Origin of the sequence: Streptomyces sp. AC555_RSS877 (genome assembly GCF_019049245.1) — a bacterium.
Taxonomy (GTDB): Bacteria; Actinomycetota; Actinomycetes; order Streptomycetales; family Streptomycetaceae; genus Streptomyces.
On record NZ_JAGMUK010000071.1, the window covers coordinates 1 to 15,351 of the forward strand.

The 15,351-nt window shown below is 69.7% G+C and carries 16 protein-coding genes; 3 read left to right on the forward strand and 13 right to left on the reverse strand.

The annotated features are described in order from the left end of the window. Positions 1–434: 434 nt before the first annotated feature. The 13 genes from KUM49_RS29940 to KUM49_RS30000 all read right to left on the reverse strand — a co-directional run bounded on the left by KUM49_RS29940 (position 435) and on the right by KUM49_RS30000 (position 11,832). Positions 435–806, reverse strand: coding sequence for a hypothetical protein (locus KUM49_RS29940; protein ID WP_254402004.1), 372 nt, complete (start codon positions 804–806; stop codon positions 435–437). A gap of 45 nt (positions 807–851) precedes the next feature. Further along, entirely contained in the window at positions 852–1,397 is a 546-nt protein-coding gene (locus tag KUM49_RS29945; RefSeq protein WP_217240094.1) for a hypothetical protein, read from the reverse strand. A gap of 71 nt (positions 1,398–1,468) precedes the next feature. Beyond that, positions 1,469–1,657 (reverse strand): hypothetical protein, encoded by a 189-nt coding sequence (locus KUM49_RS29950; protein ID WP_217240095.1) that lies wholly within the window; start codon positions 1,655–1,657, stop codon positions 1,469–1,471. Positions 1,658–1,734: 77 nt separating this feature from the next. After that, entirely contained in the window at positions 1,735–3,840 is a 2,106-nt protein-coding gene (locus KUM49_RS29955) for a chromosome segregation protein ParM (protein WP_217240096.1), read from the reverse strand. Positions 3,841–3,922: 82 nt separating this feature from the next. Next, complete coding sequence (locus KUM49_RS29960; RefSeq protein WP_217240097.1) at positions 3,923–4,339, reverse strand: conjugal transfer protein TraB; 417 nt, start codon at positions 4,337–4,339, stop codon at positions 3,923–3,925. A 15-nt stretch (positions 4,340–4,354) separates the two neighbouring features. Continuing rightward, positions 4,355–6,352, reverse strand: a complete 1,998-nt coding sequence (locus tag KUM49_RS29965) for an ATP/GTP-binding protein (protein WP_254402005.1) — start codon at positions 6,350–6,352, stop codon at positions 4,355–4,357. Between the two features lie 375 nt (positions 6,353–6,727). Further along, positions 6,728–6,964 carry a hypothetical protein gene (locus KUM49_RS29970; RefSeq protein WP_217240098.1) on the reverse strand — a complete coding sequence of 79 codons (237 nt, stop codon included), beginning with the start codon at positions 6,962–6,964 and terminating at the stop codon, positions 6,728–6,730. After that, positions 6,961–7,458 carry a hypothetical protein gene (locus KUM49_RS29975; protein WP_217240099.1) on the reverse strand — a complete coding sequence of 166 codons (498 nt, stop codon included), beginning with the start codon at positions 7,456–7,458 and terminating at the stop codon, positions 6,961–6,963. The genes KUM49_RS29970 and KUM49_RS29975 overlap by 4 nt, the downstream gene beginning before the upstream one ends. A 124-nt stretch (positions 7,459–7,582) precedes the next feature. Continuing rightward, entirely contained in the window at positions 7,583–9,346 is a 1,764-nt protein-coding gene (locus KUM49_RS29980) for a DUF2637 domain-containing protein (RefSeq protein ID WP_217240100.1), read from the reverse strand. Between the two features lie 318 nt (positions 9,347–9,664). Then, a complete protein-coding gene (locus KUM49_RS29985) occupies positions 9,665–9,856 on the reverse strand; it encodes a DUF5999 family protein (protein WP_302185504.1) in 192 nt (63 codons plus the stop codon). A gap of 208 nt (positions 9,857–10,064) precedes the next feature. Beyond that, positions 10,065–10,379, reverse strand: a complete 315-nt coding sequence (locus KUM49_RS29990; RefSeq protein WP_217240102.1) for a WhiB family transcriptional regulator — start codon at positions 10,377–10,379, stop codon at positions 10,065–10,067. 81 nt (positions 10,380–10,460) lie between these two features. Continuing rightward, positions 10,461–10,952: an ATP-binding protein gene (locus KUM49_RS29995; RefSeq protein WP_308406796.1), complete on the reverse strand. Its 492-nt coding sequence runs from the start codon at positions 10,950–10,952 to the stop codon at positions 10,461–10,463. Between the two features lie 268 nt (positions 10,953–11,220). Then, entirely contained in the window at positions 11,221–11,832 is a 612-nt protein-coding gene (locus tag KUM49_RS30000) for a hypothetical protein (RefSeq protein WP_217240103.1), read from the reverse strand. Positions 11,833–12,272: 440 nt separating this feature from the next. On the opposite strand from KUM49_RS30000, the gene KUM49_RS30005 reads away from it, so the two are divergent. The 3 genes from KUM49_RS30005 (at position 12,273) to KUM49_RS30015 (ending at position 15,346) form a co-directional block, all read left to right on the forward strand. After that, a complete protein-coding gene (locus KUM49_RS30005; protein ID WP_374200214.1) occupies positions 12,273–12,566 on the forward strand; it encodes a putative quinol monooxygenase in 294 nt (97 codons plus the stop codon). Continuing rightward, on the forward strand, positions 12,563–13,816 hold the full coding sequence (locus KUM49_RS30010) for a helix-turn-helix domain-containing protein (RefSeq protein ID WP_217240105.1): 1,254 nt from the start codon (positions 12,563–12,565) through the stop codon (positions 13,814–13,816). Before KUM49_RS30005 ends, KUM49_RS30010 begins: the two co-directional genes overlap by 4 nt. A 363-nt stretch (positions 13,817–14,179) precedes the next feature. After that, on the forward strand, positions 14,180–15,346 hold the full coding sequence (locus tag KUM49_RS30015) for a DNA-binding transcriptional regulator (protein WP_217240106.1): 1,167 nt from the start codon (positions 14,180–14,182) through the stop codon (positions 15,344–15,346). Positions 15,347–15,351: the final 5 nt, after the last annotated feature.

Here is a 15,351-nt window from a genome sequence, read left to right on the forward strand (position 1 = left end):
TCGTGCGCTCGCTGATTCGTCCGGCGCAGGGTGCTCACCTGCGTACTTGCGCCGATGCGACCGCCGTACGTCTCAGGGAACCCGCGTGAACTCCAGTTTCAAGGGTCGCGGTGCTGCGCGGCACCTTCTTGGCCTCGCGGCGGCGCCGTTTCCGGGGGCGGGCCATCACCTGCTCCAGGTACCGGGGAGCCGGGCGGGACGCTGCGGGTAGCGGGGGCCGGGGCGCTGCGGGCGGGGCCGGCCGATCCGGCGGCGCGGGCGAGGGATGAGCACGAAAGATCCTCCAGTCGTCGGTGGACAGCGCTGCGCCCCGTCGGCGTCGTGCTGGTGTCGGCGGGGCGCGGCGGGTGGTGCGTTCGGCCGGGCGGCCTGTCCGGTCCTCGTCCGGCCCTCGGGGTGCGGGTCGGGCGAGGACCAGACGGGTCGTCGGGTCTTCAGCGGCTGCTGCGGATTCGGAGCAGTCGGGCGGCCTTCTGCCGCAGCTGGTCCCAGAGGGTCGGGTGCGTGTGCCGCCAGGCGGTGCGGTCCACGCCGTCCTCGGTGGGGAAGCTGCGGGAAGCCCCGCAGGTGCACGTCCAGGCGTAGGGCTCGGGGCGAGTGTCGGCGCGGGTGGCGGTGACCGTGACCGGGTGGCCGTCGTGGCGGCCGTGATAGGTGCCGACCCTGAACTCGTTGAAGATGCTCGGGTTGTGCTGACTGTTGGACTGGCCGTTGATGGGCTTGTCGTCGGACTGCATGGCGGGCGTCTCCTCGCTCGGGCGGGTGGGGTGGCCGGTGGTGCGCAGGCCGGACGGCCTGGTCCGCACCCGACCGCTTGGGTTCGGGTGCGAGGCAGGTGATCCGGAGCAGGGTCAGAGACCGCGGGCGTCGGCGAGGCCGGCGGCCTGGTCGACCATGCGGAGCGGGATCCGGGCCGATCCGTGCGCGTCGTTGAAGGACGGCACGGAGTCGACGCCGCCGCCGTACTTCCTGCGGATCGCGTCCAGGAGCACGGTGACCGCGTCGGCTTCCAGGCCCCGGTCGCCACGGGCCTCGATCCGGATGGCTCCGAGCATGCAGCGGGCGCCGTCCTCGTCGACCAGGGCGCCGGAGCACCAGCCGCCGGTGAGCAGCCGGTGGTGGGCGCGCTGCAGAAGGGCCGCGACCGGGGTCGGGTAGGACTGCGGCGGCGGCTGGAGCGTTGGGGTCAGCGGGACGGTGACGACGTCGGCCAGGTCCACGGGCTCGATCTCGATATGCGCCGTGTTGACCTCGTAGGCGACGGCCGCTTCGTCCAGCCGCACGGTCATCGCCGCGTTCACGAGAGTGAGGCGTTCCTCGAGGGACAGTGCCGTCGGCTGCGCGGGCGCCGCGGTGGTCGGGGCGGACTGGTCTATGGCGGGGTGGATCTGAGACATCGGGACTCCCTGGGGGGCGTCGAAGGCGCGGGGGTGGGTGGCGCCTTCGACGCCGGCGGCCGGGGCGGTTTTCAGATGCTGGAGAGCCAGCCGGTGACGGTGCCGATCGCGTCGGTGATGAAGGGCGCGGCGCCGGTGGAGGCGAGGAAGAAGCCGAACGCGGCGCAGGCCAGGGCGGGCCCGAGGCGTACGTTGCCCCCGCGGATGAGGACGAAGACGACGATGGCGAGCAGGACGACGGCGGAGATCGATACGGCCACGGGCGGTGTGTCCTTCCAGGTGTGAGCAGGGCCCGGCCGGTGCGGCCGGGCCCTGCGGGGGTTGGGTGCGGGGTGGGTCAGACGCTGGAGAGGTTCCTGATGGCCTCCAGCGCCTGGCGGGGGGAGGTGACCGCGTCGCGGCGCGTGGGCTTCCCGCCGCCGTGGTGCTTGCCGCCGCCCTTGCTGGGCGCGTCGTCGCCGTCCTCGTCATCGGGCTCGGGGCCGAACTCGCCGGGCCTGGGCGGCTCGTTCCAGTCGAACCACAGCCCGCGCGCTTCCAGCTCGCGGATCTCGTAGTCGGTCAGGGTGGCGACGGTGTCGGGGAAGTAGCCCTCGATGCCCGCCTTGAAGTTCATGAACAGCGTGCGCAGGACGTCGGGCTGCTTGCTCTCGATGATCCATCCGGCGCCGCCGGTGTTGGAGTCGGAGGGCGGCTCGGGTTCGCCGGCCATCACCCGCTCGATCCGGCCCTTCTCCGCAGGGGAGAAGGAGCGGGGGAGCGGGTCGGGGATGTACTCGGACGGGATACCGAGGGCCTTGAACATGTCGGTGACCTTCTTCGGCGCCACCTTCAGCACGACCGGGATGCAGTTGTCGCGCAGGTTCTCGCACAGCAGCTGAGTGAAACCGTCCTGGACGTAGATCGACTGGCCGGCCACCTTCAGGCCGACCCCGTACTTGCGGCCCTTGACCGACACCAGCTCCGCGAGGTCCATGATCTCCGCGCCGTAGTCGCCATTGCGGGCGGCGGACAGGAACTCATCCAGGTACGCGGACAGCATCCGGTAGGGGCAGCCCGGCCGAGTCGGGTCCCACTCGTGGACCTGGCCGTCCTCCCACGGCATCTCGCCGCGGATCTCCATCAGCGCGACCAGGACCCGCAGGAGCCGGATCATGTAGAGCGCACCGACGCCGTAGCGGGCGGTGTGCTTGCCCAGCGCGGCAGTCTTCTCATCCGGGGCCTCGGTGGCCAGCATGACCACGGCCCCGAACAGGGCGTCGGCCGCGACGTGCAGGCCCATCAGCTGGGTCTTACCGCCGCCGGACGGGGCGACGAACAGGCCGTGCGCTGCGCCCCGGTCGGTGTAGACGCGGTTGCGGGCGGGCTGGCCGTTGCCGAGGAAGCCGGTCACCCAGCGCCCGTCCTTGTCCGGGGTCAGCAGCTCCCTGGTGGCGGAGAAGACCTGCGCGAGCGGCGAGGAATCCCACAGGGAGACCAGGACCTGGCTGCCGTCGACGGTGACGAACAGCCGGCCTTCGTCGTACTTGGTCTTCAGCGCGGCCGCCAGCGCGTGCTTGTTGACGCGCGGCTCGCCCATCTCGTCAGGGACCTGGGCGATGTAGTGCGTGACCTTGCGCCCGTGGTCGCGGACCTCCTTGACGAACTCCGAGCCGGGCACCGGCCCGCCGGCGGCACCGATCCGGTCGGCCCACCACTCGTAGGCGGTGGGGGCCTTGCGGCGCCGCTCATTCGCATCAGGGGTGACGTGGACTTCCTTCCAGCCAGGGCCGCCCTCGCGCCCGTACTGCCGGACCACCTCCTCGATCCGCACATCGGAAACGTCCACGCCGAAAGCAGCGGCAACGGCCTCCTCCGTGAGACCGGAGATCGGCCGCCCGGCCTCGGAGGCGCGCAGCAGCAGCGACAAGTCGTTCGGCATGCCCTCATGCGGGATGGCCTTGACGACGATCGTGCGGCCGGGCATGCCGCGGTTCTCCCACAGCCAGCGGACCTGCCGGGTGAAGGTGTCGGCGCCGTCGTTCGGCTGCGCCACAGACGGTTCGGGGGCGGGCTGCAGCTGCGGCGCCGGGACCGAGGCCGCGAGGGCGGGCCGGTGACGGCGGCGGGTGTGCCGGGAGAACGGCATCACCAGCAGGCCGGCCGCCGCCCATCCGGCCGGGAGCAGGCCGTCCAGGCACCACGGGCCCCAGCCGATGGTGTTCTTAGCGGCGACGTCGACGGCGGCCGCGAGCACGAGCGGTGACCAGCGCAGGAACTTGCGGCCAGCGCCAGGCTCGTCGCTCTTGTAGGCCAGGACCCAGCCGCCGACGCCGGCGGCGCCCGCCAGCTGGATGACGGTGTTGACGGGGCTGTCGGGGGAGAGGTTCGGGGCCGCGGCGAGGACCGGGGCGGCCAGCGTATAGAGGGCGCGCTCCAGGGCGACGCTGCGCGGCACGGACACGGGGGGTTCTCCTTCGGGAGTGACGATGGGCGGCCCGCCGTCGGTGGCGGGCCGCCCATCAGGGGCTTTCGGTGAGCTGGGGTCAGTGGGCGAAGAAGCCCGGCCTGGGGGCGCGCTCGGGGCGGCCGGAGCGGACGGTGTCCAGGCCCTCGTACAGCCGCGCATGCGTACGCCGCGTGTCGTGGGCGAGGCCGGACACCTCCTGCGCGGTGGCGTGGAGCTTCTGGACTTCGACTGCGGCGCCGCCCAGGGCGACGGACACCTGGTTCGTCATCTCCACGAATTTGCGGTCGAGTTCGGCGTTGGCGATGTCGACGGCCAGGCCCTCCGAGCGCTGGGCGTTCATGCGCATCCCGCGCAGCAGCTGCTCAAGCTCGTTGCTGGCCAGGTCCATGGCCTGCTCCAGCGTCTTGAGCTTCTGCTGGACGGCCTTGTAGCGGTTGTCGCCGTCCGTCTGGGCGGCAGCGCCGCCGCCGGTGGTGGGCGCGAGGTTGCTCATCAGCAGACCTCCTTCCTAGTCGTGGTGGGCGGCGGCGGAGGCGTTGGCCAGGCCCGCGTCGTCCATGGCCTGGATGTCTTCGCCGTAGACCCGGCCGACTGACATGGCGGCGATCCGGGCGGCCTCCGAGGCGATCTCGCATTCGGTGGCGCACCGTTCGGCCAGCTGCTTCATGCGGGCCGCGGCGTCGGCCAGGTCCGTGATCTGGTCGACGACCTCGGTGGCGATGTTGTGGTCGCCGACCAGGTCGGCCGCCATGTCCCGCAGGGCGTCGGCGACCTTGCCGAGCGCGATGGCCAGTTCCTGGGCGCGGTCCTTGTCGAGCGCGGCGGCGATCGCGATGTTCACGATCTCCATCAGGTACTCGCCGAAGGTGATGTCGGTTCGATGCTGGGCGGCCATGCCGGCCTGGCCCGACGCGGGCTTGCTGACCTCCGATGCCACGGGGTCCTCCTGTGCAGTGGGTCGGGTGGTGCCGGGACGCTGGGTGTGCGGCTCCGGGGCGCGGGGCAGGCTCGCCGGGCTGGAGACGGTGGCCCCGAAGGGATCGGCCGCGTCTTCGACGACGACCGCGTCCGGGATGTCGTCCTCAGCCTCTTCGGACTTCGGGGCCCGGGTCGGGCCGCCGGGGCGGTCCACCGTGACGTCGCCAAGGTCCTCGGGCCGGAGCCTTGAGGACTCCTCGGGCTCGGGCGGGGTGTCGTCGCCTGACTTGGTGAAGATGTCCCTGATCCGCTCCTTGAAGGAGCGCTTGTCGTCGCTGTCACCTGCGTCCGGCGGGTCCTTGACGTCGTCGGGCTTGGGACCGTCGTCCGTCCCGGTGCCGTCTTTGGCGTCCTTGGCGCCGGATCCGTCGGCCGGCTTCTCGCCGCTTTTCTTGCCGTCGTCCGGCTCCTTGGTCGCGGAGTCGTCCTTCGGGCCGTCTGAGGACGTCTCAGGGCCTTCCTTGGTCATCTTCTTGGTCGTGGCCTCGGAGTCCTTGTCGCCGGTGGCGTCCTTGGCCTCACTGTCTTTCGCGGCCTTGTCCTTCTCCGCCGCGCGGCGCTTGTCCCAGCGCCGCTGCGCCTCATCGGCCACGGCCGTGCCCAGGGTGGTGCGGTCGTCGGCGGCCTTGGCTGCCTCCCGCTTCGCCCTTCCCGCGGCCTTCCGCTCGGCTTTTGCCCTGCGTCGTTCCTCGCGCGCCGCCTGGGTGGCGGCGCGGTCCTGGTCGCGGTCCTTGCTGCGGTCGGCGAGGTTGGCGGCCTGGTTGGCGGCGCGCCGCTGCTGCCGGGCGGCCTGGCGGGCGGCGGCGCGCTCCTGGCGGCCGCGGGTCCGTTCGGCCCTGGGGCTGGCGGCCGGCGTGTCCTTCGACTTGCCGCCGTCGCCCTTCGAGCCGCCCCTACCAGGGCCGGAGCCGCCCGAACTGCCCTTGCCCGTCCCGGACTTGCCCGACCCGGCGCCTCCAGAGCTGTTCTGGCGGCCTTTGGAGCCCCCGGACGACTCGTTGCCCTTCGAACGGCCGCCAGCGGAGCGATCAGAGCCCTTCCCGGGGCCCTTGGGGGAGTTGCCTCCCCCGGAGCCTCGCCCGGAGCTGCCGGACCCGTTCGTTCCCGAGCCCCGGCCGCCGCCGGTGCCTCGGCCTGAGCCGCCGGAGCTGCCGCCGCCTCCGCGTGAGTCGCCCCCGCCGCCGGCCTTCGAGCGGCCGCCCTTGTCGGCGCCCAGGCCGGAGCTGGAGGACCGCGCCGCGTCGGCCTTGCCGCGCGCCGCCGTCTTGTCGGCTTTCGCTTTCATCTGCGCGGTGTGGAGCTTGGCGTTCTGCTCCATCATCGCTGTTTCCTGGGCGGTGCGGGCCTCCAAAAGCGCGGCCTTGCGCGCTATTTCAGCCTCACGGAAGGGCGCTTCTCCGGCGTGCCGGTCCCGCGCCACTTCCAGCCGGTATTCCAGCCAGTCACCGAGGCGATCGGCGAGAGAACGAGGCTGTTCGTATTCGCCTTCCTCGTATTCACTATCATCGGAATCCGGGGCGTCGGGCATTCCCGTTTCCCGCAAAGCTGTTTCCGGGGAAATAGGACTGCGAATAGTCGGGATTCCCGTGGTCGCCCCTTCCGGGGATTCCGGAGGAACACCTTCATCTGCACCACTGCCGGACGGTTCGGAATAGAAGAGATCCCCACCATCGGGAGCGTCCGGCATGCCGCCGGAATCGCCGCCCCGAGTGGGGAGGTGGACCACGTTGCTGTCGGTGTCGTCGGACACGCGACTCCCTCCTCCTGGGCTTGACAGTCGGCACCGGCCTCGCGTACACGCGCGCACGTCACGCGCGGCACGCGTCACGCGCGGCACGTGTTGGGATCGCCGAAGGGCCGTCCCCGGGATCGGAGACGGCCCTTCGTGACGGGGCGCGTGGAGCTAGCCGGAGTGGCGGCTGTAGACGTTCTGCAGGGCGAGTGCGACGTCACGGATGAACGCCGTGTCTCCGCCGCGATAAGCCTGCGTGCCCCGAATATTCGCAATCCGGAGCCAGTAGTAGAAGGTGCCGAGGTCGCTACCGTGCTGCGCAATCAAATCTTGTTTGATTTTCCGCTCGTGTTCCGCACGGTTGAACTTCTTCCGCTCTGCTTTCGTGAGCGGGCGACCTGCACTCACGCCGACTCCCTGCGGTCCAGGTTGTAAATCGACGCGGGGCCACCATAGCCCATATTCGGGCTCTGCGCACCCTGCTGCCCCGGGTTTTCTGGGGCGGCCTGGAGCGACGGGTTGTTCTTACGCTCCTTGAGCTGCGCCTTTTCCTTTCGGCTTTTCTTGACCTCATTCACCTTTTCGTCGTGGGCGTGGCGCTTATGGGCGCTCTTTTCCAGTCCCGCGGTGGCGTTCTTGAGGTTCTTGAGAACGTCGTTCAGGGACTTTTCCACCGGGAAACTGCGCAGGAAAGCCTGGCCCCTCTTGTCGCCCTCCACGCGGGTTCCGCGGCAGTGCACGCGGGTCTCGCGCTGGAGGATCTCCAGCTTGGCCTGCATGTCCAGCACGACCCGGTGGAAGTCCGCGAGGTAGTGCGCGTAGGCGGCGGGGTTCTGCGCGATCTCGCGCAGCGCCGCGTTCGGGTCTTCGAAGAAGGGCTGGCCGTTGTTTTCGGTGCTCACGGGGTCCTCCGTGGGGGTCGGATCTGCTGTACTCGGGGGGCTGTTGACTGCTTCCGGCAGTCGCAGCGAGGGCCAGCCCGATTCGCGCGGGCTGGCCCTCACTGGTGTGTGCCGGACGGGTGGATCAGGGGCGGTAGCCGTCGGCGAGCAGGACGACGGCCTCCTGGCGGTACTTGGACGCGGTGTCCGTGGACGACACGTCGAACTCGCGCTGAACGTCGGCAATGGAGATCCGCTCGCACAGCTGGTGGTGGATGTCGTCGTACGCCAGGCCGTCGGGCACGAGGCCGGCCGCGAGCGCCATGCGGGCGACCTTGCGAACCGCGCGCTGCCGCGAGGTCAGCTTCGCAGCGTCCTCGATTTCGACCGCACGCCGCTCGACTTCGGCGAGGGCGAGCCGCGTTTCGGCGGCACGGAGTTCGGTTTCGGCCTCACGCTCACGGGCGGCCTGCGTGTTGGCGCGAGCAGCCGCCGTGCGCTCCTCTTCCTCCGCCGCCAGCCGGTCGGCTTCGGCGGCGCGGCGGCGCGTTTCGGCAGCGGCCTCCGCCGTTTCGGCAGCAGCCGCGTCAGCTTCGGCAGCGGCCTTCCGAGCTTCGGCGATACGGTGCGTCTCGATCGCCTGTGCCTCCGCCGCGGCGACCTTGTCGGCCTCCGCCGCTTCCTTCCGCTTCTGCGCTGCCTGGCGCTCCAGCTCGGCTGTGCGGAGGTCCGCTTCGGCCTTCGCCTCGCGCTCCTGGGCCTCCAGGTGCTCCGCCTGCGCCTCACGGGCTCGGGCTTCGGCGATGAGAGCCTGGTCCAGCGCCTCCTGCTCCAGTGCAGCGGCCCGTTCTGCGGCGCTTACCTGGGCACGAGCATGCGCGCGGGCCTGGCCGGTCTGGCCGTCGACCTCAGCGCGGACCGTCTCCACCCTGCCCTTGGCGCGCAGGCGGTCGGCCTCGGACTCCGCCTGGGCGACCTCGCTACGCGTCTCCGCGTCCAGGCGGCGGCGCTCGGCTTCCTCCTCCCGCTCCTGAGCTGCCTGTTCCTGCTCATCGGGCATGGCCAGGGACTGGGCGACGGTGTAGCCGTACGGGGCCATCGTCATCGGCAGCAGCTCATCCTCGCTGGCCTTGGACAGGTCGCCGTCGTGCTTGCGCTTGAGCCACAGCTCGTAGGCGATGAGCTCCTGGTCCCGGCGGATCATCTCCGGGTAGGAGGTGACGCCCCACAGCCGCATGCGGCGGAAGATCCGGCTGGTCGCGATCGGGGCGAGGACCCACCGCAGCCACGGGATCGAGTCCCGTTCGGCCTCATCGGGCCGGACGATGCGGTCGATCGAGGTGCGGCCCAGCTCCACCACCATGATGAACAGGACCGGCACGACGCCGTGGGCGCCGGCGGCGACGTAGTCCAGCAGCTGCCAAGCGCGGTCCTTGGGAGCGCCGGAGGCGGCGTTGAGGACGACCGTCGCGGCCGTCAGCAGCCACACCGGGTAGCGAATCCAGCTGATGGGACGCTTGAGCCAGGCCATCAGCAGGTCGACCGCGATCATCACCATGATGCCGACGTCGACGCCGACGGCGAAGAGCTGGCCCTTGCCCAGCGAGCCGAAGCGGAGCTCCTCGAACGCGAAGACCGCGACGTGCTCGAAGGACAGGTACAGGCCGATGCCCGCGAGGACGAGCGCGGCGACGACGATCGCTCCGGCCGTCCACTTCTGGGTGCCGGTCAGCATCCCCGGGGAGGCGTGCGTTCCGGTTCCACTTTCCGTCTCCGAAGCGAACTCCGGCGTATCCGAAACGGTGCCGGGCGTCTGCGAAACCGGCTTGGGTGTTCCCGAAACGGCGGCCGGTGAAGCCGTCTCGGGGTCGGGTTCAGCCGCGGTTCGCGGCCAGTCGGTGATCGTCATGAGAGCCTCCGGAAGGGGTGGTTCAGGGCGTGAGCGATAGGGCGGGGGCTGCTCCCGAAACGCGGGTGGCTGCTCCCGAAACGGCGGTCGGCGGAGCCGAAATGGGCCCTGAGGGGCCGTTGCCTTCCCGGAGCGGGCCCTGCTGAAAGGCCGGTCGCCCGTGGTGCGGGCGGCGGGTCCGATGGAGTGTTGGGGGCGGGTTCGAAACCGTCCGTGGCTCCCGCCGGGCGGGAGCGAAAGGGACTGTCCGACTCCCCGTCACCGCCCGATCCGGCCCGCTGTATTGCTGACGGCCGGTGCGAGCGGATCAGGCAATCGTCAGGCCGTGATCGCGAGGGGACGGTGCGGGTCGATCGCCCGGCCGTCGGGGAGCAGCTCGCCGGTGTCCTCGAAGAGCAGAAGTCCGTTGCACAGCAAGCTCCAGCCCTGCTCCGGGTGGGCGGCCACGACGTGCGCCGCTTCCCGGTCCGGACTGTCGGCGGTCGGGCACTTCGGGGTGTGCGTGCACAGCGAGTCCGGCAGCCGGGTGGACCCGGTGGCGGTCGTCGCGGTGTCGAGCTGGGTGTTGCTGCGCATGGGCTCTCCTGCGGGGATGCGGGCCCGAGACTTTCCCGGGCTGGAGGCGTGCGAAGGCCGGCCGCCCGTCGTGCGGGCGGCCGTTGAGTGGCGGTGCTGCAGGGCGGGCAGGGAGCTGCCCGCCGCTCCTGTCCGGCGGGAGTCAGGCGGAGGCGGCCGCGGCGCGCTTGCGGGCCGCACGGCGCTTGAGGGAGCGGCGCTCATCCTCGGAGAGCCCGCCCCACACGCCCAACTCGTTGCGGTCCAGCGCGCCCTGGAGGCAGCTCTCCATCAGGGGGCAGCGACGGCAGACGGCCTTGGCCTCCTCGATCTGGAGCAGCGCCGGGCCGGTGTTGCCGATCGGGAAGAACAGCTCGGGGTCCTCTTCGACACAGGCCGGGCGGGGCCGGTCCGGGGCGTCGGTGGAGACGGGCGCGTAGGCGTGGCTGCGTATGACGGCGACGGACACTCGCTTCATTTGGGCCTCCCAGAAGGTCCGTGTACGAGACAGCCCCAGGGATGATCCCTGGGGCTGTCTCAGGTGTTGGCGTCGGCTGAACTACTTGGCGTCGATGTCGATGTGGCAGCGGATCTGCTTGCCGACCGGAGAGGACACGACCTCCCAGCCAGGCGCCAGCATGTCCAGCAGACCCAGGCCGCGCCCGGACTCCGCAGTGGCGCTGTCCATCGCCACCGCGCCGCGGCGCGGCAGCACATCGGCGGCGGGGTCGTGCACGTTCACCTGGACGCTGCGCCCAGTGACGTACACCTCTACGACCAGCGGCACGTCATCACCGCAGGCCCGCACGGCGTTGCCGAGCAGCTCCGAGACGAGCCACTCAGCGGTGTCGGCGGTCGCCTGGCCGGCCCCGTACGCCATCAGCACCGCCACGGTCAGACCGCGCACCATGCTGAAGGCGAACTCGGAGGCCGTGATGTGGGCGACGAACCCGCCCGCGCGGTGACGCACGTGGAAGCCGGGGACGGAGGCCGGAAGCACCGGCCGGTCCGCAACCATGGTTCCGGTACCGGAGACGGTGAGCGTCGTCACTGTGAACCGCCGCCCTTGCCGCCCTGGCGGACCCGGCGCAGCGCTTCGTCCATGTCCGGGTTGCTGTCCCCCTGCACACCGAGCGGGGCGAGGGATGTCATCATGTAGCTCAAGGTTGTTGTCCTTCCGCGAAGGGGATGGCCTGCTGAACGGCCTCGGGGCGCAATCCCGGGGCCGCTCGTTTTGGCTGGTCATACGAGCAGCCACGGCCCTGGCCGACCCGAGGTGATCGGGTCGGCCAGGGCCGTGGTCGTTCGTCCGGGTCGGTTCAGTGCTCGGGGTGCTTGGGATGAAGCGTCGTCAGCGGGACCAGCGGGCTGCCCAGTGGGGCGTCACCGGCGGGCCGCTGTACGCGCCGGGTGTCGGTCTCACTCACCGCGGTCGCCGTCGACGCCCACTTCATCTCCCGCAGCAGCCACAGGGGCCTACCGTCGCTGGGCTCGTCATCCGTCGTCGCCGTCTGCTTCTTCGCGGCGATCTGGCTGACGGCCAGGGCGGGCGCGACCTTCGGCTTGCGCAGGACGGTGGTCGGGCGGCGGTGAACGGTCTCCGAGTTGCCGTCCTCCAGGCGCTCCTGCCACTTCTTGACCGTCATGTCGACGGTGACCAGGCGGTTGCTGCCCAGGCGGCAGCGGACGGCCGCGTCCTTGCCTGCGCGGCCGGTGTCGTGCGGCACGACCTTGGGCTTCTGGGTCTGGAGGCCGGTGATCGGCACCCAGGTCGCGCAGTCGGGGCAGATCAGCGACGCGCAGGCCGGGCGGAGGTCGTACTGGTGGGGCTTGAGGGTGGAGATGACGAGTGCCGGGCGGGCGTTGACGGCGCGGGAGCGGGTCCGGCTCCGGCGGGGACGGGCGGTGCGCTCATGGGTCGAAGCAGACATCTGGACTCCTTATGGACGGAGTGGCGGGGAGCGCGTCGCGATGCTCTCTCTGCCCTCCGGGCCGCACGGCACGAGGCCGGCGTCCCGTAGGACAGACAGCGCACAGCGCTGCGACGTGCACGCAGTTGTCGCGGCCGTCAGGCTCCGGAGGAGTTCGATGGTGCTCTCGCGCCCTCAGTTACCCGAGGACTACTCCGGCCGCCCCGGAGGGCGGACGACTTCCTGCGGTCTTGCGGTGGTTCTAGTGCATTTGCTGGTCGCCCACCCCTTGCGGTGTGGGTCCAACAACCTGAACGGTAGTAGCACTGTCAGTGCGAGTCAACAGTGTAAGTGCTATCTAGCACTAGAGCTTTGGATGTGAGAATGTGTCCATGACTACGCGACATGAAGATGGAGGGGGCCCTGTGTCCACCGGATTTGCACTGACAGTGCGGTTCTCCTTGCGAGACACCGAGGCTGCCCAGCAGTTCGATGCGCTGGTGGCCAGGACTGCTGAAGGGATCCGTACGGAGCCCGGCACCCTCGTCTACGTGGCGCACACGCCCGTGGACGAGCCACTCGTGCGCGTCTTCTACGAGCTCTACGCCGATCGTGAGGCCTTCGAGGCCCATGAGGAGCAAGCCCACACGCGGCACTTCCTGGAGGCGCGCGAGCAGTTCCTGACCAGCACCGACGTGGTGTTCCTGAACGAGCTGGAGGAGCTCAGCAAGCGCCCTGGAACGGAGGGGCCATGAAGCCGACGGGCAAGGACGTCGATCCACAGGATCGAGTCTTTGGCCAGCGCGTCCAGAAACTCCGGAAGGAGCAAGGGCGCACCCAGGCCGAGTTCGCGGCGGCTCTCGGAAAGACGAGCAGCTGGATGTCTCAAGTCGAGCGGGGTATCCAACCTGTTCAGCGCATGGACCTGCTGCAACAGATCGCCGATGAACTGGGCTTGTCCGTACAGCAGTTGCGTCCAAGCGTCGCTGAGGGGAGCGGACCATCACAGCACCCCGCCCCGCCGTCGCTGTCCAACGACTTGGACGAGACGCGGAGGCTGATCTCCGGCCACCCAGCACTTCACACCTTGCTGGTCGGCCCCGGCCCCGAGGCCGAGAGATCCGTCGAGGCGCTGCGCAAGGACGTTGACGACCTCTGGGAGCTGACGCACGCCGCCCGAATGGCGCAGGTCAGTGTCCTGGCTGTGGATCTGCTCCCCGAGCTTGAACGGACCGCCCGCACAGCACCCGACGAGACTCGATCGGAGCTGTTCCTTCTGCTCTCCCGGGCCTACCAGGCACTTTCGGCGGCGTTCGTTCGGCAGGATGAAGCCGACGCTGCATGGGTCGCCGCAGATCGGGCGATCTTCGCCGCCGAACGGTCCGGTGATCCGCTGCACGTGTGCGCTGGCGTTTTCCGGATGACGCAGGCGTTTGTACGGTTGCGCAGCCTCGGTCAAGCCGAACACGCGGCTCAGACCGCTATCGATGCGTTGGAGGCGCAGGAGGACCGATCCCCACAGGCTCTGTCCGTTCTCGGAGCTCTCCATCTGGCACTCGCCCTCGTTCACGCGCGCGCCAGTGCCCGAGCCGAAGCCAAGGAGGAGATCGCCAAGGCCCGCGCTATCGCGGCACAGCTTGGCGAAAACCGGAACGACTTCAACCTGGAGTTCGGGCCGGTCAACGTGGAAATCCAGGCCGTCAGCACTGCTGTTGACCTCGGTGACGCCGGCGAGGCCCTCGACATCGGCCTTGCCATCGACGCTGAGGGCCTGTCGCCCGAACGACAGGGACGGCTGCTGATGGACCTGGGGCGAGCCCATGCGCAGAGGCGACACGGAGGCGAAGCCCTCGACTGCCTGCTGCGCGCTGAGGCCCTCGCGCCGGAAACGATCCAGACGCACCAGGCCGCTCGGGCAGCCATCCGCGAGCTGGTGCTGGTAGCCGGTGCGACCGCATCGCGTGACCTGCTGCAGCTCGCCGAACGGGCTGATGCACTTGACTAGCCCGACGCTGCGCCAAACGCCATTGAGTTCAGCGAGGAGGACCTGCGGCGCTTCGCACGTCGTTTCTACCCGCCGACCACTGACGAACCGCACTTCATCTACGACGAACAGCCGGACACTGTACTGGCGGCCCTTGAGGTTAGGCGCTGAGATGACGACCTCAAGGACAACACTGAGTCGGCGTGATCCTCCTATCGGGTTTGTCATGAGGTCCTCCGGCCCATCCGCGACGTGTCTGGATCAACGTCAACCAGCTTCCGGGACCGCGACGTTGAGCGAGATGTCCCCGCGTAGCAGTGGTGTGGACTCAGCGTGGAAATACGGCCTCGTCTGCCTGGTCATGGACCACCGAGGGGGTGTGTAGTGATCGCCGTGGATCAGTGGACAGGTGAGGAGGCGCTGCTATTGCGGTCGGTAAGGCGCCAGTCCGTCCGCGAGTTCGCGCAAGACCTCGGCATCAGTCCCCGGACGGTCTCCCAGTGGCAGCAGAACAAGGGCCGGGTGTGTCGTCCGGCAATGGCGCAGATCCTGGATACGGCACTTGCCCAGTGCACTCCAGAAGAGCAGGAAGCCTTCCGGGTTCGGCTGGCGGCACAGCGGGGGGAGCCCGCTGGCGCCACAGCGGCTGCGGTAGCGCAGTCGGCGCCCTGCGTCGTGGCTTCCTACAAGTTCCTGCCGGTCTACCTGGGCGAGCGGCTCGGCTCCCTGTACGCAGCTGGAACGCCCCGACCGGCCGGTCCGGCTGGCCTTGAACAGCGAGTACTACCTGGCAAGCACCGATCAGCCCAGTCCTCCACGGTCCACATGTACGCATGTGGCGTCGCCGTAGTGCACTTGGAAGAGCGCCAGCGTGTGGACACGCTCACCGATCTGGCAGTGTGGCGCTACCGCTCCTACCTGACAGATAGGTCCTGGGTCGGGCAGCGCATCACGCGGCTGTTGGAGCAGCACTGCGCCGATGGACAGGCTGAGCCGTCACCGGATCCGGAGTATGTGTTGTCCGCGTACGAGTTGCGTGAGCACGCTTGGTCGGGGGCCGGCCTCGATACCGCCCTGCAGTTGCTGGCCACGCCGTCGGTGCTCGTTGACCGCCAGGATCCGAAGAATATTGTGCCCCTTGGGGCAGGAGTTGAGGACGCCAAGTTCCGTGATGGCTGGGCGCATCCTGAGGCGCTCGCGTTCGACGGCGGCGCTTCTCGTGGCGTGGCCGGCTGGTCGGGGATTTCCTATCACCCACGGTCAGACGAGCGTGCCTTGACGATGAGCCAGATCGTCGCTCTGGAGCTGGATGTTCAGGCGCTGTGGGCGCTGTCGTCCCACATCCTGCACATGGTCGAGGACGGGCAGGATCCCGTGATGCCGCCGACATACAGCTGGCGCTTCCTACGCGGCGCGCACATCCGGCTCACCACTGCCCGTCCCACGGAGACCGCCCAACATCGCGTGATGCGCGAGGCAATTCTGGCGACCAGTGAACTTCCTGATCGGCTGCGCGCCGCCCAGGATGCTCTTCGAGAAAGCAATCCGTGACGGCC